The organism is Pseudomonas sp. TUM22785 (assembly GCF_028198105.1).
Taxonomy (GTDB): Bacteria; Pseudomonadota; Gammaproteobacteria; order Pseudomonadales; family Pseudomonadaceae; genus Metapseudomonas; species Metapseudomonas solani.
Genome location: NZ_CP116239.1, coordinates 6,465,606 through 6,483,073 on the forward strand (window position 1 = coordinate 6,465,606; position 17,468 = coordinate 6,483,073).

Annotated in this window: 13 protein-coding genes; 1 reads left to right on the top strand and 12 read right to left on the bottom strand. The window is 68.8% G+C overall.

What is annotated here, in order from left to right; genetic code table 11:
* Positions 1-2 precede the first annotated feature (2 nt).
* From PI990_RS29385 to hutC, 5 genes are all read right to left on the bottom strand, one after another.
* On the bottom strand, positions 3-1,322 hold the full coding sequence (locus tag PI990_RS29385; RefSeq protein ID WP_271659275.1) for a Na+/H+ antiporter family protein: 1,320 nt from the start codon (positions 1,320-1,322) through the stop codon (positions 3-5).
* A gap of 67 nt (positions 1,323-1,389) precedes the next feature.
* Complete coding sequence (gene hutH, locus PI990_RS29390) at positions 1,390-2,922, bottom strand: histidine ammonia-lyase (RefSeq protein WP_184489708.1); 1,533 nt, start codon at positions 2,920-2,922, stop codon at positions 1,390-1,392.
* A 2-nt stretch (positions 2,923-2,924) separates the two neighbouring features.
* Positions 2,925-4,595, bottom strand: coding sequence for a urocanate hydratase (gene hutU, locus PI990_RS29395; RefSeq protein ID WP_271659276.1), 1,671 nt, complete (start codon positions 4,593-4,595; stop codon positions 2,925-2,927).
* Between the two features lie 427 nt (positions 4,596-5,022).
* Complete coding sequence (locus PI990_RS29400) at positions 5,023-5,613, bottom strand: HutD/Ves family protein (protein WP_271659277.1); 591 nt, start codon at positions 5,611-5,613, stop codon at positions 5,023-5,025.
* The gene (gene hutC, locus PI990_RS29405) at positions 5,610-6,362 is read right to left on the bottom strand and encodes a histidine utilization repressor (protein WP_021221203.1); all 753 of its coding nucleotides are present in this window, start codon (positions 6,360-6,362) and stop codon (positions 5,610-5,612) included. Before hutC ends, PI990_RS29400 begins: the two co-directional genes overlap by 4 nt.
* Before the next feature lie 116 nt (positions 6,363-6,478).
* Here hutC and PI990_RS29410 point away from each other — a divergent pair, with 116 nt between their 5' ends.
* Positions 6,479-7,837: a formimidoylglutamate deiminase gene (locus PI990_RS29410; RefSeq protein WP_271659278.1), complete on the top strand. Its 1,359-nt coding sequence runs from the start codon at positions 6,479-6,481 to the stop codon at positions 7,835-7,837.
* A 4-nt stretch (positions 7,838-7,841) separates the two neighbouring features.
* Here PI990_RS29410 and PI990_RS29415 read toward each other — a convergent pair whose 3' ends face one another.
* The 7 genes from PI990_RS29415 to PI990_RS29445 form a co-directional block, all read right to left on the bottom strand.
* Positions 7,842-8,399, bottom strand: a complete 558-nt coding sequence (locus tag PI990_RS29415) for a lipocalin family protein (protein ID WP_021221205.1) — start codon at positions 8,397-8,399, stop codon at positions 7,842-7,844.
* Positions 8,396-8,650: a hypothetical protein gene (locus PI990_RS29420; RefSeq protein ID WP_021221206.1), complete on the bottom strand. Its 255-nt coding sequence runs from the start codon at positions 8,648-8,650 to the stop codon at positions 8,396-8,398. Before PI990_RS29420 ends, PI990_RS29415 begins: the two co-directional genes overlap by 4 nt.
* Before the next feature lie 69 nt (positions 8,651-8,719).
* Positions 8,720-9,319, bottom strand: a complete 600-nt coding sequence (locus PI990_RS29425) for a DUF924 family protein (RefSeq protein WP_271659279.1) — start codon at positions 9,317-9,319, stop codon at positions 8,720-8,722.
* 3 nt (positions 9,320-9,322) lie between these two features.
* The gene (locus tag PI990_RS29430; protein ID WP_184489715.1) at positions 9,323-10,333 is read right to left on the bottom strand and encodes a class 1 fructose-bisphosphatase; all 1,011 of its coding nucleotides are present in this window, start codon (positions 10,331-10,333) and stop codon (positions 9,323-9,325) included.
* A gap of 173 nt (positions 10,334-10,506) precedes the next feature.
* A complete protein-coding gene (locus PI990_RS29435; RefSeq protein ID WP_031288371.1) occupies positions 10,507-12,153 on the bottom strand; it encodes a histidine kinase N-terminal 7TM domain-containing diguanylate cyclase in 1,647 nt (548 codons plus the stop codon).
* Positions 12,154-12,358: 205 nt separating this feature from the next.
* A complete protein-coding gene (locus tag PI990_RS29440; RefSeq protein WP_271659280.1) occupies positions 12,359-13,735 on the bottom strand; it encodes a DUF3999 domain-containing protein in 1,377 nt (458 codons plus the stop codon).
* Entirely contained in the window at positions 13,732-17,367 is a 3,636-nt protein-coding gene (locus tag PI990_RS29445; protein WP_442969357.1) for a DUF2339 domain-containing protein, read from the bottom strand. Before PI990_RS29445 ends, PI990_RS29440 begins: the two co-directional genes overlap by 4 nt.
* Between the last annotated feature and the right edge of the window lie 101 nt (positions 17,368-17,468).

Here is a 17,468-nt window from a genome sequence, read left to right on the forward strand (position 1 = left end):
CTCTACAGCACCATCGCCGCCACCCAGCCGAAGGCCAGCAAAGGCAGGTTGAAGTGCAGGAAAGTCGGTATGACGGTGCCCCATATGTGATCGTGCTGGCCGTCGGCAGCCAGCCCAGCCGTCGGCCCCAACGTGGAGTCGGAGGCTGGCGACCCCGCATCGCCCAGGGCAGCAGCAGTGCCCACCAGGGACAGGGTCGCCAGAGGCGAGAAGCCGAAGCCTATCGCCAGTGGCACGTAGATGGCGGCGATGATCGGCACGGTGGAAAAGGACGAGCCGATGCCCATGGTGATCAGCAGCCCTACCAACAGCATCATGAACGCCGCCAGGGCGCGGTTGCCGCCCACCAGTTCGGCGGAATGGGCCACCAGGGACTGGATTTCACCGGTGGCCTTCATCACCCCGGCGAATCCCGAGGCGGCGATCATGATGAAGCCCACCAGGGCCATCAGCCGCATGCCCTGGAGGAAGACCCCGTCCTGTTCGTTCCAGCGGATCACCCCGCTCATGGACACCAGCGAGAACCCCACCAGGCCGCCAAACACCATCGAGCCGGTCCAGAGCTGCACCACCAGGGCCAGTACCAGCGCCAGCAGCACCATCGTCAACTGCCGGCGAGACAGGCGCGCCGGGGCCTCGCCCTCCTCACCCGCCACCGGCCGGTCGGCATAGACGCGAGGCTGGCGGTAGCTCCAGAGCAGCGCCAGTAGCAGGCCGAACACCATGCCAAGCGCCGGGATCAGCATGGCAACCGGCGCCATCTCGCGGGACACCAACTGGCCACTGCCGGCACCGTTGATGTTGGCCACCAGGATGTCGTTGAGAAAGATCGAGCCGAAGCCCAACGGCAAGGTCATGTAGGTGGTCGTGATGGCGAAGGTGATCGCGCATGCCACCGCCCGGCGGTCGAGTTGCAGCCGGTTCATCACGTGCAGCAGGGGCGGCACCAGCAGGGGGATGAACGCGATGTGCACCGGCACTAGGGTTTGCGAGGCGACGCCGGCCAGCACCATGGACAGCAGGATGGCCCACTTGATGAAGCGCCCCCCGCCCTCGCCCAGCCGGCTGGTCAGGTTGGTGGACAACCGCTGGGACAGGCCGGTACGGGACAACGCGATGGCGAAGGCCCCCAGCGTCGCGTACGCAAGGGCCACGGGGGCGCCGCCACCCAGGCCTTCATTGAAGGACTTCACCACCGTTTCCATCGGCAGGCCGGCGAACAGCCCGCCCACCAGTGCCGAGGCGATCAGGGCGAAGACCACCGAGACCCTCAGCATGCACAAAGCAACCATGACCAGTACGGCCAGGATGATCGCGTTCATAACCACTCCTTGTTCTTGTTCTGTCAGACGGGCCGAGCGCACGGCCCGCTGGGGTGGGGGGGTGGGCTCAGAGGCTCGGTAGCAAGCCCGGCGGCACCAGGGCATTGAGGCAGCCGCTGGCCAGCAGCGCGCTGGCGGCCTCGATGTCCGGGGCGAAGAAACGATCCTCCTGGTAGTAGGGCACCTGGCCGCGCAGCAGGGCGCGGGCCTCTTCCAGCTTCGGCGAGCTCTTCAGCCCTTCGCGGAAGTCCAGGCCCTGGCAGGCGCCCAGCCACTCCACGGCGAGGATGCCGCGCACGTTCTCGGCCATGGCCCAGAGGCGCTTGCCGGCGTTCGGCGCCATGGAGACGTGGTCTTCCTGGTTGGCCGAGGTGGGCAGGCTGTCGACGCTGTGCGGATGGGCCAGCGCCTTGTTGTCGCTGGCCAGGGCGGCAGCGGTGACCTGGGCGATCATGAAGCCCGAGTTGACCCCGCCGTTGGCCACCAGGAAGGGCGGCAGCTGCGACATGTGCTTGTCCATCATCAGCGAGATGCGCCGCTCGGACAGCGAGCCGATCTCGGCGATGGCCAGGGCCAGGTTGTCGGCGACCAGGGCCACGGGCTCGGCGTGGAAGTTGCCACCGGAGACCACGTCACCCTGCTCGGCGAACACCAGCGGGTTGTCGGATACGGCGTTGGCCTCCACCTCCAGCACCTCGGCGGCCTGGCGCATCTGGGTCAGGCAGGCGCCCATCACCTGCGGCTGGCAGCGCAGGGAGTACGGGTCCTGCACCTTGTCGCACTGGGCGTGGGAGCGGGCCACCTCGCTGCTCTCGGTGAGCAGCGCGCGGTAGGCGGCGGCGGCGTCGATCTGCCCGCGCTGGCCACGGGCGGCATGGATGCGCGCATCGAAGGGCGCCCGCGAGCCAAGCATGGCCTCGACGCTGAGCCCGCCACAGACGGCGGCGGCGGCGAACAGGTCCTCGGCCTCGAACAGCCCGCGCAACGCGTAGGCGGTGGAGGCCTGGGTGCCGTTGAGCAGGGCCAGGCCCTCCTTGGCGGCCAGGGTCAGCGGCTCCAGCCCGGCGATGGCCAGGGCCTCGGCGGCCGGCAGCCACTGCCCCTTGTGGCGCGCGCGGCTCTCGCCGAGCAACAGCAGGGACATATGCGCCAGGGGGGCGAGGTCGCCGGAGGCGCCCACCGAGCCCTTGAGCGGAATGTGCGGGTAGACCTCGGCGTTGATCAGGGCGATCAGCGCGTCGATCACCTTGCGGCGGATGCCGGAGAAGCCACGGGCCAGGCTGTTGACCTTGAGCAGCATGATCATCCGCACCAGGGCGTCGTCCAGCGGCTCGCCGACACCGGCGGCGTGGGACAGCACCAGGGAGCGCTGCAGCTTCTCCAGGTCCTCGCGGGCGATGCGGGTGGAGGCCAGCAGGCCGAAGCCGGTGTTGATGCCGTAGGCGGTACGGTCCTCGGCGATGATGCGCTCGACGCAGGCGACGCTGGCCTCGATGGGCGCATCGGCGCTGGCGTCCAGGCTCACGCGTACCGGTCCGAGGTGGACCTTGCGCAGTTGGGCCAGGGTCAGTTGGCCGGGGTGCAGATGGAGGTCGAACATGCTCATTCCCCCTTGCCGATCATCGGCAGGTTGAGGCCCTGCTCGCGGGCGCAGTCGATGGCGATCGGGTAGCCGGCGTCGGCATGGCGCATCACGCCGGTGCCCGGGTCGTTGGTCAGCACGCGGGCGATGCGCGCGGCGGCTTCGTCGGTGCCATCGCAGACGACGACCATCCCCGAGTGCTGGGAGAAGCCCATGCCCACGCCACCGCCGTGGTGCAGCGACACCCAGGTGGCGCCGCTGGCGGTGTTCAGCAAGGCGTTGAGCAGCGGCCAGTCGGACACGGCGTCGGAGCCGTCCTGCATGGCTTCGGTCTCGCGGTTGGGGCTTGCGACCGAGCCGGAATCGAGGTGGTCGCGACCGATGACGATGGGCGCCGACAGCTCGCCGCTGCGCACCATCTCGTTGAACGCCAGGCCCAGCTTGGCGCGCTGGCCCAGGCCAACCCAGCAGATGCGCGCCGGCAGGCCCTGGAAGGCGATGCGTTCGCGGGCCATGTCCAGCCAGCGGTGCAGGTGGGCATCGTCGGGGATCAGCTCCTTCACCTTGGCGTCGGTCTTGTAGATGTCCTGCGGGTCACCGGAGAGCGCCGCCCAACGGAAGGGGCCGATGCCGCGGCAGAACAGCGGGCGGATATAGGCCGGGACGAAGCCGGGGAAGTCGAAGGCGTTGGCCACGCCCTCTTCCTTGGCCATCTGACGGATGTTGTTGCCGTAGTCGAAGGTGGGGATGCCCTGCTTCTGGAAGTCGAGCATGGCCTGCACGTGCACGGCCATGGACTGCTTGGCGGCCTTGACCACGGCAGCGGGTTCGCTCTGCGCACGGTCGCGGTACTCCTCCCAGGTCCAGCCGGCCGGCAGGTAGCCGTTGAGCGGGTCGTGGGCGCTGGTCTGGTCGGTGACCATGTCCGGGCGCACGCCACGGCGCACCAGCTCAGGGAGGATCTCGGCGGCGTTGCCGTGCAGGGCGATGGAGATGGCGCGGCCTTCGGCGGTGTATTTGGCGATGCGCGCCAGGGCGTCGTCCAGGTCTTTGGCCTGCTCGTCGACGTAGCGGGTCTTCAGGCGGAAGTCGATACGGCTCTGCTGGCATTCGATGTTCAGCGAGCAGGCGCCGGCCAGGGTCGCCGCCAGGGGCTGGGCGCCGCCCATGCCGCCGAGGCCGGCGGTGAGTACCCAGCGACCGGCGAGCTTGCCGTCGTAGTGCTGGCGGCCCGCCTCGACGAAGGTTTCATAGGTGCCCTGGACGATGCCCTGGCTGCCGATGTAGATCCACGAGCCGGCGGTCATCTGGCCGTACATGGCCAGGCCCTTGGCGTCCAGCTCGTTGAAGTGTTCCCAGGTCGCCCAGTGGGGGACCAGGTTGGAGTTGGCGATCAGCACGCGCGGGGCGTTGGCGTGGGTCTTGAACACCCCGACCGGCTTGCCGGACTGCACCAGCAGGGTCTCGTCCTCGTTCAGCTCCTTGAGGGTGCGAACGATGGCGTCGTAGCACTCCCAGTTGCGCGCAGCACGACCGATACCGCCGTACACCACCAATTCCTTGGGGTTCTCGGCCACTTCCGGGTCCAGGTTGTTCATCAGCATGCGCAGCGGCGCTTCGGTCAGCCAGCTCTTGGCGTTTAGCTGGGTACCGCGGGGAGCGCGGATCTCGACATCACGAAATTTGGTCATGGCAGGCTCCTGGGAGACGTGGAGTGCAGATGGACGGGATCGTACCCGGGATATCTACACACATATGAACTTGTACATACAAGCATATGCAAGTGAAAGGCCAGTTCACTGAGGTACGCCTCTCTGCGTCGCAAGGAACCGCTGTACGCCGCGAATGACGGGGCCGAGAGCAAACGCGAAATGTTCGGGGGTGGACCGCAAGGAAGGTAGCCGACCTGTTACCGGGTCGCTTTCCTGGGGCAAAGAGCCTCCTTCGGCGCACGGTAATGGGGCATTCGGTAACGCGACGGGGAAAGGGGAGGAAACACAGGTGGAGCCGGGCGATGTTCCGCCGAGGCACGAAAGCGGGACCAGGCCATGAAGCGTTGGGCCTCGCTGCGCTCGGCGCCGACCTACGGCATCGAGTCCAACGTGGAGAACAAGGGGATCAGCGCGGTTGCAGCTCGATCAGGCAGCAATCCACCACGGCCAGCGCATCGAGCACCAGCTCGCGCAGCGTGCCATTCCCTTCCAGGTGCAGGCAGTCATGGCGACCGAGGTGCAGTGTTTCGCCCGCGTCCAGGCGCACTTCCAGCTCTTCGCCGGCGCTGAACAGCAGCAGGGTGTCGGCGGCGCTGAACAGGCGTAGCGGCCCGTTGACGCGCTGCCACTGCAGGCGGCCGGCGAAGCGCTGCGGGGCATAGATGAGGTTGAAGTCGCGGATGGCGCCGCCCAGCAGCTCGCACTGCACGCGACTGCCGCCGTCGAAGGCGAAGGCGTCACCGGCCGTCAGCTCGCGGGACGGGACGTCGTCCACCACCAGGCGCATGCCGGCACCCTCCAGCACGGTGATGACGCGCTGGTAACCGGTGAAGGCGGAAAAGGGCCCGGGCTGGCCGACATCGGCGATGGACAGGCGCCAGCCGAAACCGTCGAGGTCGGCGCCGCCGTCGCGGAGGATCTCCTGGGTGGAACCGGCACCGTTCTTCCACGGCATGCGCGGGTAGTCGGCGGCACGCAGCACGCGGGGCAGGCTCATGAGCCGAACCGCCCTTCGAGGCGGTAACGCGAGCCCGGGTAGAGCAGGCGCGCGCTGGTGACGGTATTGCGGCCCGACCAGGTGCGGCGGCGGATCAGCAGGCAGGGTTCGCTGCGCTCGATCAGCAGCAGGCGGCACTCGTCGGCGTCGGCGAGGATCGCCTCGACCACGTGCTCGCCCTCGGTGAGCGGCGCCACCTGGGACAGGTAGGCGTGAGGCGTCTGCTGGGTGAAGTCCTGCTTGAGGTAGTCCGGCGCCACCGAGGCGTTGACGTAGCGGTCCTCGATCTGCACCGGCACGTCGTTCTCGTAATGCACGATGAGCGAATGGAACACCCGCTGCCCCTCGCGCACGTCCAGTGCCAGGGCACGCTCGGAGCCGGCCAGTTCCTCGCCCAGGGCGATCACTTCGCAGCGGTGCGCATGGCCCCGCGCAGTGATTTCCTCGGCGATGTTGTGCACCTCGAACAGTGCCGCCTGGCCCTTGGGCTCGGCGACGAAGGTGCCGACGCCCTGCATGCGCACCAGGTAGCCGTCGGCAGTCAGCTCGCGCAGGGCGCGGTTGACGGTCATGCGGCTGACGCCCAACTCGTTGACCAGCTCGCTCTCGGAGGGCACGCGATGGTGCGGCGGCCAGGTGCCGTCGTCGATCTGCCGGCAGATCATCTGCTTGACCCGTGCGTAGAGCGGCGCAGGCGCCTCGCCGGGCTGGACGGCGAAGGACGGGATATCGACAGGCGGATTGGGCACGGGAACACTCCTTGGCGGCACGCTCGGCTGGTCGGCCGGGGAACAGGGCGAGTTTACGGTCTCGATATACGTCTGTATATGTATATACAAATAACAACCCTCGCAGGTCGCTAATCATGCCAGCCTTCTTCACCGAACGAGCCCTGTTGCCCCAGGGCTGGGCCAGGGACGTCCGTTTCGAGGTGGCCGCGGATGGCCGCCTGAGCCGCGTGGAAGCAGGCGCCACGGCCGATGGCGCCGAACGTCTGAACGGCCCGGTGGTGCCGGGCATGCCCAACCTGCACTCCCACGCCTTCCAGCGCGCCATGGCCGGCCTGGCCGAGGTGGCGGGCGACCCCAACGACAGCTTCTGGACCTGGCGCGACCTGATGTACCGCCTGGTCGGCCGCATGGAGCCTGAGCAGGTGGAGGTGATCGCCCGCCAGCTCTACATCGAGATGCTCAAGGCCGGCTTCACCGGCGTCGCCGAATTCCATTACCTGCACCACGACCGTGACGGGCGCCCCTATGCCGACCCGGCAGAACTCGCCCTGCGCATCAGCCAGGCCGCCAGCCGCACCGGCATCGGCCTGACCCTGCTGCCGGTGCTCTACAGCCACGCCGGCTTCGGCGGCCAGGCGCCCAACGAGGGCCAGCGCCGCTTCATCAACTTCACCGATGGCTACCTCGCCCTGCAGCAGCGCCTGCGCGCAGCACTGCCCGCCGGGCAGGTGCTGGGCACCTGCTTCCACTCGCTGCGGGCGGTGACACCGGAGCAGATCGGCGCCGTGCTGGCGGCGGACCCGGGCGACGCACCCATCCACATCCACATCGCCGAGCAGCGCAAGGAAGTGGACGACTGCCTCGCCTGGAGCGGCCGCCGCCCCCTGCAATGGCTCTACGACAACGTCGATGTAGACCCGCGCTGGTGCCTGGTCCACGCCACCCATGCGGAACCCGACGAGGTCGAAGCGATGGCCCGCAGCGGCGCGGTGGCCGGTCTGTGCCTGACCACCGAAGCCAACCTGGGCGACGGCATCTTCCCGGCGGTGGACTACCTGGCCCAGGGCGGACGCTTCGGCATCGGCTCCGACAGCCATGTGTCGGTCAGCCCGGTAGAAGAACTGCGCTGGCTGGAATACGGCCAGCGCCTGCGCGACCAGCGCCGCAACCGCCTGCACCAGGCGCATCAGCCCCGCGTGGGCGACGCCCTCTACCAGGCAGCGCTGAACGGTGGCGCCCAGGCCCTGGGCCAGCCCACCGGCGCCCTGGCAGCAGACCAGCGTGCGGATTGGCTGGTGCTGGACGGCAACGACCCCTACCTCGCCACCGCCCAGGACGACGCGCTGCTCAACCGCTGGCTGTTCGCCGGTGGTGATCGCCAGGTGCGTGATGTGATGGTGGCGGGACGCTGGGTGGTGCGGGACGGCCGTCACCCCGAGGAAGAGGCGACGGCGCGGGAGTTCGCCGGCGTGCTGCGCTCCCTGTTGGGCTAGGGGATCAGCGCGGCATCTTGTCGTCCGGCGTACGCCAGATCAGGCCATCGGTGTCGTAGCCCTGGTCGCGGGCCAGCTTCAGCAGGTGCGCGCGAGTGTGTTCCGGCACCTCGGGAGTGCGTGACAGCAGCCAGAGGTAGGTGCGGTCCGGGTGGCCCACCAGCGCGGTCTGGTAACCGTCGTCCAGGTAAAGCACCCAGTACTGGCCCTTGGTGAGGTCCGGCGCCAGGCGGCTGAACCAGTTATCGAAGCGCACCCAGAGCTTGTCGGTCTGCCCGGCGACCTGGGGCACGGCCTGGCCCTGGGCTTCCTGCCATTCGCCTTCGGCGGTACGGCAACGGTTGAGCACGCCGACCGCGCCATCCGGCTGCAGGCTGTAGTGGGCTTCGGATTGTGCGCAATGGCGCTGGAAGAACATCGGCAACCGCGCCAGTTCGTACCAGGTGCCCTGGTAGCGTTGCAGATCCACCGAGCCCACCGTGCGCGGTGGCGCAGCGGGCTCGCTGGAGCCGGCGCAACCGGCCAGCAGCAGCGCGCCAAGCAGCAGCGCAAGACGGATCATTTCAGGCCCTGCCCTTGGTACATCATCACCTTGTCGCCGGCGAACTGGATGCTGATGAAGGCCTTCTGGTCGCCCCAGGTGCAGCTGGTCAGGCCCACGGCGCCGGAGCACTCGGTGGGTTCGCCGATGATCTGCTCGACCTCGGCCTTGGCCATGCCGGCCTTGATCTTCGAATAGTTCTCCTGGTTGATCTTGTTGCAGGCGACGAGCGCGACGCAAACGGACAGCAGGGCGAGGATGCGCAGTTGCATGAATGACTCCGTGGTGTGGGGAATACCGCGGCAAGCTTGGCACAGCGCCACGGGGAATGCCCATTGGAGTCAGAAGCGCGAGCCGGGTTCCTTGAGGAAAGCGGCTTCCTCGACGCTGGAGGCACGGCCGAGGATGGCGTTGCGATGGGGGAAGCGGCCGAAGCGGGCGATCACCGCGTGGTGGCGCACGGCGTAGTCGAGGAAGCCGTCGAACAGCTCGCGCTCGGCAGGGGAAACGCCATCGCGCAGGGCGGTGTAGCGCTGCACGGCCAGTTCCTGGGTGGCCAAGTCCTCGGCGTGCTCGAAGACGATCTCGACGAACACCCGGCGGATTGGTGTGAGCTGCGCATCCAGGCCCCGGGCGATGCCGTCGCGCACCAGTGCCAGGGCACGGCTGTCGCCGGCATAGGCGCGGGGCTGGTCACGGAAGAGCATGCGCGGCAGCTGGTCCAGCAGCAGGATCAGCGCCAGCCAGCCCTCGGGCTGCTCCGCCCAGTCGGCCAGGCCGCCGTCCAGCGCCTGCTCCACCTGGCTGCCGAAGCACTGGCGGGCGTGTTGGTCCTGGCTGTCGCGCTTGCCGAACCACAGGCCCTGGCGCGCGGCAGCCGTCTCGGCAGCGTCGGCGAAATCGCCGAACCACCAGTCGAGCAACGGCTGCCAGGGCTGCATGGCTTATTCCTGGTGGTAGCCGGTAACGCGCTCGACTTCTTCCTTGGAACCCAGGAACACCGGCACGCGCTGGTGCAGGGAGGTGGGCTGGATGTCGAGGATGCGCTGACGGCCATCGGTGGAGGCGCCGCCGGCCTGCTCGATGATGAAGGACATCGGGTTGGCTTCGTACATCAGGCGCAGCTTGCCGGGCTTCTCCGGCTCACGGGCGTCCCAGGGGTACATGAACAGGCCGCCACGGGTGAGGATGCGGTGCACGTCGGCCACCATGGAGGCGATCCAGCGCATGTTGTAGTTCTTGCCCAGCGGGCCTTCCTTGCCCTCCAGCAGCTCGTCAACGTAGCGCTTCACCGGGGCTTCCCAGTGGCGCTGGTTGGACATGTTGATGGCGAATTCAGCGGTGGCGGTCGGCACGCGGATGTCGTCGTGGGTCAGTACGAAGCTGCCCAGCTCGCGGTCCAGGGTGAAGCCCTTGACGCCGTCGCCCAGGGTCAGCAGCAGCATGGTCTGCGGGCCGTAGATGGCGTAGCCGGCGGCCACCTGCTTGGTGCCCGGCTGCAGGAAGGCCTGCTCGTTGAGGCTGTCGTTCTGGGAGAGGTACTCGTCCGGGCAGCGCAGCACCGAGAAGATGGTGCCGACCGAGACGTTGACGTCGATGTTGGAAGAGCCGTCCAGCGGGTCGAATACCAGCAGGTACGCGCCCTTGGGGTACTTGCCGGGGATCTGGTAGGCGTTGTCCATCTCTTCGGAGGCCATGCCGGCCAGGTGGCCGCCCCACTCGTTGGCTTCCAGGAGGATTTCGTTGGAGAGCACGTCGAGCTTCTTCTGTACCTCGCCCTGTACGTTCTCGGTGCCCATGCTGCCGAGCACGCCGCCGAGGGCGCCCTTGGAAACGGCATGGCTGATTTCCTTGCACGCACGCGCCACGATCTCGATGAGGAAGCGCAGATCGGCAGGGGTGTTGTGGCTACGGGTCTGCTCGATCAGATAGCGACTCAGGGTTACGCGGGACATGGAAGAGGCTCCGGAGGGGAAGTAAAAACGCGCGCAGTTTAGCGCGACTCGCGCCGCAATGCTGCAAGCCGCTCGGCAGCCTTCTGCAATGCCCGGAGCAGAGGCGCCGGAGGCCTTCTGGGCGGCACGCAGAATCATCTGACGCAGCAAACGCCAACTGGTTCAGCGACGGCTCAGAGGCTCACCCGGGCCAGCGCGCAGACCTGGTTGCGGCCGTTGCGCTTGGCGTCGTACAGCGCGGCATCGGCCACCTGCAGCAGCTCGTCGAGGCTCTGCCCCTGGCTGGGCCAGATGGCCAGGCCGGCGGACAGGGTCACGTGCAGCTTGCCGCCACGGGTGGCCAGGCCGGTATCGGCCAGTTCGCGACGGATGGCTTCCAGGCGAAGGCGCGCCTCTTCGCTGTCGGCCCCGGGCAGGATCAGCAGGAACTCCTCGCCGCCGATGCGGAACACCGCGTCGGTGCTGCGCAGGCTGCATTCCAGGAAGCCGGCGACGCCCTTGAGCACGTCGTCGCCCACCAGGTGGCCGTGGCGGTCGTTGAGCTGCTTGAAGTGATCCAGGTCGATCAGCGCCAGGGCGATGGGGGTTTCCTCGCGGAGGCTGCGGGCCTGCTCGCGGGCGAAGAATTCGTTGAGGTAGCGGCGGTTGTAGAGCCCGGTGAGCGGGTCGCAGAGGGCCTGCTCCTGCAGCTGCTCATGCAGGCTGGAGATGGTGAGCAGGCGTTGCTCGCTCAGGGCCAGGGCCTCGGCCAGCTGCAGCTCGCTGCGGTGGCGCTCGGTCACTTCGCGCAGGTAGGCCATCCGCCCCAGCACATGGCTGCCGGTGCGGGTGACCCGCTCGATGGCCCGGGCGCGCACCTCGAAGTAACGCGGCGGCTCGCCCAGGGTCAGCATCGGCTCGCCACCGGCCTGCGCCTGCAGCAGGCCATGCAGTTCGACGCCGATCACCGGCCAGCCCAGCAGCGCCCTGCCCTGCCAGCCGTTACGCAGGCCCGCCAGGCGCAGCGCGGCGGGGTTGGCCTCGATCACGCGGCCCTTGGCATCGATCACCAGCACCGGATCGGGCAGCTCCTCCAGCAACAGGTGGCGCGCCACCGGCAACAGGTCGAACAGGCGCACACCGAGAATCAGCCAGGAAAACGCCAGCAGGGTGAAGGCGAAGCTGAAGGGTGTCGGGTCGAAGCCGAACAGGGTCCAGCCGAACACCACGTAGCTGATGTTGGCCGCCCAGGGCACGCAGGTGACCACGACGAAAGCGAGGTAGTGGCGACGATGCAGGCCGTGGCTGGTGATCACCGCACGGCTCACCACCGCCAGGCAGAACAGCATCAGCACATAGACGTACACCGCGGTGCCGTGGAACAGCACGCCGTGCTCGTACACCACCGGCGCACCCGGCAGGCTGGAAGCCGGCGCCGTGGCCGGGCCATAGAAAGCCTGCCAGGGGTTGAGCAGCGCCAGGCCCCATACCGCCAGCGGCGCGATCGCCAGGGGCAGGTAGCGCTGCGGCGCCAGAGGCTCGCGGATGCTGTTGACGTATTGCCAGAGGAACACCGCCCAGAGCGTGGGCACGGCGACGATCCCCGGCCAGGCCATGCTGGCCCAGAACACCTTGCACGAGGCGCCCTGGGCGGCCAGTTCGAGGCCGGCGGTGGTCAGCCACCAGAGAATGCAGACATGCAGGACGACGAAGCTGGCGCGGCCCGGGAAGTAGCGCTGGCGGCCGATCCAGCGGGCCAGGAACATGATGCCGACGCTCAGCATCCCGGTGAACAGGACGGGAGTGGTCAGGGCCCAGCCGGAGCCGCTGCACATGCTCATGCCGGGCGCCCCACGCCGAGCCGACGAATGACCGGCCGCCCGAAGAAGGACTGGCCCAAGAGGCGGGCAGCTTGCAGCTGCGAAATGAAGTCGAGCACCGGCCGTACCTGACGCAAAGGAACGTTGCGCGACCCCTGTCGCGCAACGGCGCCAAGATACAGCAAAAAGCCAGTATCTACGTGACAACTTCGCTCAGCGAGCGGCCTCAGGCGCCCTTGCTTTGGCCCTTCAGCAGGCTCAGCGCCATCAGCACCAGAAGCCCCACGCCCAGCAACAGGACGGCCCACAGGCCGATGCGCTTCCAGGCCAATGCCGAGCCCTTCTCCTCGGCCACCACCACCGCCTTGGCCTCGGCCAGGCGCAGGTCGCCATCGGGCTGGGCGCTGCCCATCTTCGCCAGGCTGCCGGGGCCGTAGCCGGGCACCAGGGTGGTCAACGGCAGTTCGGCGCTGGCCGCGCCGGGCTTGCCGACGGCCAGGGTGTAGGGCGGCGTGCCCCGGGCCAGGAACACCAGTTGCAGCGCACGCATGCCTACCTGCAGGGTCGGGGCCTTGACGCCGAAGCCGCCGGCGCGCTGGTCCACGCTCATCTTCAGGTGCTGCACCGGCATCCAGCCGTCCAGTTCGAGCCGGTCGTGCAGCACCTCCTTGCCGTCCTTGGGCAGGCGGTAGAGCAGCCCGGAGGTCAGCGCCTGCCATTGCGCGGTGTCGTTGCTCCGCGCCTGGAGCCGCACCGGCGCCAGGGTATTGGCCTGTTCGAGGGAGAATTTCAGGCTCTCCACCGGCAGCGGCAACGGCAGGTCCCAGCTGTACTCGCCGGCCGCCGGGCTGCCAGCGGGCAGCGGGTCGGACCAGACCATGGGCGCCGGGCTGCTTTCCTGGCGGGCACCGGTGACCCGCGCTTCGGTGAGCAACGGCGCTTCGCGGTCCAGCCAGAGCAGGCGCAGGTAGCGCGCCTTGTGCCCGGGCAGGGTCACTTCACGCTGGTAGATATGGTCGTTGCCGAAGCTCAGCCGGGCGATCTGCCCGGTGCCCCAGGACTGCCAGCTCTGCAGGTCGTCGCTGGCCTCGATGGTGAACTGCTGGAAGCCTTCACCCTCCTCGCTCCAGTCGATCACCAGTTTCTCCAGGGGCGCTTTCATGCCACTGGCGTCCAGCAACCAGCCACGCAGGCGCTCGCCGCTGGCGGCCGGGTCTTCCGGCAGCACCTCGACCACGGTGCCGGTTGTGCTGCGTTCCACCCGCACCCGAGGCGCACCCAGGCTGGTATCGGCCGGGCCGCGCAGGGGGAACCACTTGAGTTCCAGCTCCTGCTCGCTGCGGGTGACCTGGGATTCACCCCGGGCCAGCGCATAGGCCAGGGGCTCGCCCTCGGCGTTGAAGATGCGCAGGTCACGCAGGTCGGCATGACGGGCGAGGAAATGCAGCGACATCGGCAGGTCGACGCGGTACCAGGGGCCATTGCCCTCGACCTTGAGCGGTACCCGGGCGGCGAAGTCGTCCAGGCTGTCCTGGGCCTGCACCGGCTGTGTCACGCACAGCAGGCCCAGGCAGATGTTCAGCAAGAGGGGGAAACGGCTCATGCGTTGACCTGCTCCGATTCGGGCGCCGCCCGCTTGGGCGGAAGCGGCGCGAAGTAACCGACGACCAGCAGCAACACGCCGACGCCGATGAAGGAAATGATCCGCTCCAGGCCGCCCCGGTTACCCAGTTCGACGAAGAACAGCTTGGCCACCACCACCGCGATCAGCGCGGCGCCCACCAGCCACAGCTCGCGGTGCACGCGCCTGTGGCCGCCGATCATCAGGCCCAGGGCGATGCTGGTCCAGACGATGGACAGGCCGGCCTGCACCAGCATCGAATCCAGCTGCGCCTCCAGCACGAAGGGCACGCCGCCCCAGTGGTGGGCGCTGCGGAAGACGATGGCCGTGGCCAGGGCGAACAGCGAGGCGCCCACCACCCACTGCGGCGCCAGGCGCTGGATGCTGGCGTCGAAGCCGAACTCGCCGAGGTTCTCGCGCAGCCACAGCCAGACGCCCAGCAGGGCGAACAGCAGGCCCAGCTCCAGCGGGTTGACCAGCGGCAGGTAGGGCAGCGGGTCGGCACTGCCGTCGCTCCAGGCGTTGGCGATCCAGAACCAGGCCAGCATCATCGCCGCCAGGGGCATGGCGGCCCACAGGCGGTATTCGCGCGGGAAGGCGACCACCGGCCAGGGCAGGCGCGACACCCGGGTGACCAGCAGCAGGTAGAGGCTCGGCAGCAAGGCCCAGCCCAGCCAGCGCCAGGCGTTGTAGTGCTCGGACAGCAGCATCAGCAGGTAGCGCAGCTCCAGTGCCAGCACCCCGAGGATCAACCAGCAGCCCAGCACGTGGGCGGCGCTGCGGGGGCCTTCCGGCAACAGGCCGTGAAGTTTGCGCAGGGCCAGCAGGTGCACCGCGAACAGCGCGCCCCAGCCCAGCCAGCCGAAGTCCGCCGCCGGGTGGTAATGCGGGTTCCAGGCAAGCATCAGCACCACCAGCGCACCCGGCACCAGCAGCAGGCAAAGCAGCGCCAGGGTGCGCCACTGGGTGCGCAGCGCCAGCAGCATCCACAGCGTCACGGTCACCGCCGCCGCCAGCAGTACCAGGGGGACCTGCAGTTCCGGCGCGGCGAAGCGGGCGATCTCGGCGACCCAGGTCAGGGTCCACCAGCCCGCGCTCCACACCAGCAGCAGTTGCGACAGGTGCCCCAGGCTCAGGCCTTGCAGGCGCGGGTCCTCGCGACGGGTTTCGTGGTGCAGGCGCCAGGCGCCGGCCAGGGCGGCCAGGGACAGCACCAGCGGCGTCCAGAAGCCGGCGTGGGCCAGCGGGCGCAAGCCCTCGGTGCTCAACTGGCCGAGCAGCAGCGGGCTCACCGCGAGGAAGCTCAGGCCGGCGATCACCTGCAGCGCCAGGCCGAAGACGAAGCTGGCGCGCAATTGCAGGTGCAGGCTGAGCCAGACGATCAGCAGGCCGCTGCCGCCCCATACCGCGCTGGCCGTGCGCCAGGGCAGGACGAAGAGCACCGCCAGGTTGATGAACACCAAGCCCACCAGCAGCACCAGGGACATGCTGTGCAGCAGGCGCTTGTCGTTGCGCACCATGTCGTCGCGGGCCGCCACCAGCATGCCGCCGATCAGCGCCAGGCCGATCAGCGAGGCGGTGACCAGGCCACTCCAGCCCAACGCACTGCCGCTGCCCAGCCCGCTGCGGTCCATGCCCAGGAGGAACACGGCGCCACCGAGCAGCTGCACGGCGAAGGCGCTGAAGAGGAAGGTGCGCGAGGCCAGGCGCAGGCCGACGTAGAGGGTCGCCAGGCCGGCCAGGGCCCAGACGATGGCGGTGCCTTCGGCGCGCAGGCACAGCGGCGCGATCAGGTAGAGGAAGGCCAGCCCGCTGCAGGCCAGCACCGGCAAGCCGCTGCGTTCCCAGGCGGACGCCTCTTCCTCCTGCGCACCGCGCAGTTGCCAGAAGCTGAACAGCAGCGCCACGCCGAGCATCAGCGCGCCCAGCGCCGCACCGTCCAGCAGGCTGTCGACGCCCACGCGCAGGCTGCCGAGGAAGGCCAGTGCCGCCCCCACCTGCAACAGCAGGGCGAAGGCACGGGCCAGAGGCCGGCGTTGACGCAGGCCCAGCCAGAAGATGCCGGCGCCTTCCACGGCCCAGGCGGCGGAGGTCCAGCGCGCATCCAGGCCCAGCGGGATGGCCAGGGTGCCGAACACCACGCCGAGGGCCATGCAGGTTTCCACCAGCAACAAGGCGCGGCCCGGTGCGCGACCGGCCAGGACCCGGGCGATGAACATGTACAGCAGGCCCATGGCCAGGGCGCTGAAGGCGGCGCCGAACTCGATGTGGTGGATCACCGCGTACTGCAGGCCGAAACCGACCAGGGGCGGGCCGAACAGCACGGTGCCGTCGATGTAGTCGCCCTGGCGCGCCGACCAACGCAGCAGCGCATCACGCTCGCCATCCGGCGCGGCCGCCGCCTCGCGCAGCTTGCGCCGGGCGAACAGCAGGCCGATGGCCAGGTACATGAGGAAGAACAGCACCAGGAAGGGCTCGGTGCTGGCGAACAGCTCGGGCTTGTACGAGCGCAGACCCCAGGCGAAGCCGATGCCGAAGGTGCCGACGAAGCCGATCAGGTTGAGCAGGCGCCAGGCCTTGAACCAGGCGATGGCGAAGATGCCGGCGTTGAGCAGGGCGAAATAGGAGAACAGCGCGACATGGTTGCCGCTGCCGGTGGAGGTGAGGATCGGCGCGGCGAAGCCACCCAGCGCCGCAGCGGCGGCCAGGCCCAGGGCGTCCTGCAGCACCGCGAGGATGGCCGAGCAGAGGGTGACCACGATCAGCAGGATCAGCGCCATCTTCGGGTCCAGCAGCGGATGCAGGCGCATCGCCGCGAACACCGTCAGGTAGAGCACCGCAATACCCGCACCCTGCAGCATCAGGCCGTAGTTGGGGTTGCGCTTGCGCAGCCACCAGCCCAGCCCCAGCAGGGCGATGGCCGCGGCAGCGACACCCGCATAGCGCACCTCGATGGGCACCACCATGCCTTCGGTGGCGTAGCGCAGGAGGAAGGCCAGGCCGAGGAACAGCAGCAGCACGCCGACCCGCAGCACGGTGTTGCCGCCGAACAGCCAGTTGCGCGCAGCCTCGAAGCCCCGCTCGAACAGCGAAGGCTCGCGGGGCGGCGGCGGTGGGGGCGGGGTAACCGGGGCACGGGCGACCATGGGCTCCGACTGGCGCGGCGGTAGCGGTTCGGCCAAGGGCTCGGGGAGGGGTTCCAGGGTCCAGTCGCTGACATCCGGCTGGCGCGGTGGCGGGGTCACCACCAGGGGCTCCGGCTCGAGCTCCGCAGGCAGTTCCCAGACCAGCTCGCTGTCGTCCACCGGTTGCTCCGGCTTCTCCGGCGCGGCGGCCTGAGCATGCACGACGGGCGCTTCCGGCACCGGCACGGGCGCCTCGGTGGGCGGCGCGGCGGGAGCGGCGGGTTGCACCCCGCTGCGCTCGACCTTGAGCAGCCGCTCATGGATGGCCTGGGTGCCCACATCGAAACGGGCCGCGAACTCGCGCAGCTGCTTCTGCAGGGCGGCGTTTTCCGTACTCAGCCCGTGCAGGCGAATCGCCTGTCCGAGGCCCAATCCGAGGAGGCCGCCCAGCAGGGCTCCGGTGATCGATTCACCGGCTGCCGCTCCCATGGCCAGACCCACCAGCATGAAGATCCATTGCATGCACTGAATTCCCAAGTGATTGAGAAGAAACGCCAGATCCCTGCACGTTCAACGCCGCCGCCCGGCGT

What these genes read in the sequence shown, in the direction of transcription:
- PI990_RS29385 (WP_271659275.1), bottom strand. Translation starts at nt 1,322, where the DNA reads ATGAACGCGATCATCCTGGCCGTACTGGTCATGGTTGCTTTGTGCATG.
- hutH (WP_184489708.1), bottom strand. Translation starts at nt 2,922, where the DNA reads ATGTTCGACCTCCATCTGCACCCCGGCCAACTGACCCTGGCCCAACTG.
- hutU (WP_271659276.1), bottom strand. Translation starts at nt 4,595, where the DNA reads ATGACCAAATTTCGTGATGTCGAGATCCGCGCTCCCCGCGGTACCCAG.
- PI990_RS29400 (WP_271659277.1), bottom strand. Translation starts at nt 5,613, where the DNA reads ATGAGCCTGCCCCGCGTGCTGCGTGCCGCCGACTACCCGCGCATGCCG.
- PI990_RS29410 (WP_271659278.1), top strand. Translation starts at nt 6,479, where the DNA reads ATGCCAGCCTTCTTCACCGAACGAGCCCTGTTGCCCCAGGGCTGGGCC.
- PI990_RS29415 (WP_021221205.1), bottom strand. Translation starts at nt 8,399, where the DNA reads ATGATCCGTCTTGCGCTGCTGCTTGGCGCGCTGCTGCTGGCCGGTTGC.
- PI990_RS29420 (WP_021221206.1), bottom strand. Translation starts at nt 8,650, where the DNA reads ATGCAACTGCGCATCCTCGCCCTGCTGTCCGTTTGCGTCGCGCTCGTC.
- PI990_RS29425 (WP_271659279.1), bottom strand. Translation starts at nt 9,319, where the DNA reads ATGCAGCCCTGGCAGCCGTTGCTCGACTGGTGGTTCGGCGATTTCGCC.
- PI990_RS29430 (WP_184489715.1), bottom strand. Translation starts at nt 10,333, where the DNA reads ATGTCCCGCGTAACCCTGAGTCGCTATCTGATCGAGCAGACCCGTAGC.
- PI990_RS29435 (WP_031288371.1), bottom strand. Translation starts at nt 12,153, where the DNA reads ATGAGCATGTGCAGCGGCTCCGGCTGGGCCCTGACCACTCCCGTCCTG.
- PI990_RS29440 (WP_271659280.1), bottom strand. Translation starts at nt 13,735, where the DNA reads ATGAGCCGTTTCCCCCTCTTGCTGAACATCTGCCTGGGCCTGCTGTGC.
- PI990_RS29445 (WP_442969357.1), bottom strand. Translation starts at nt 17,367, where the DNA reads ATGGGAGCGGCAGCCGGTGAATCGATCACCGGAGCCCTGCTGGGCGGC.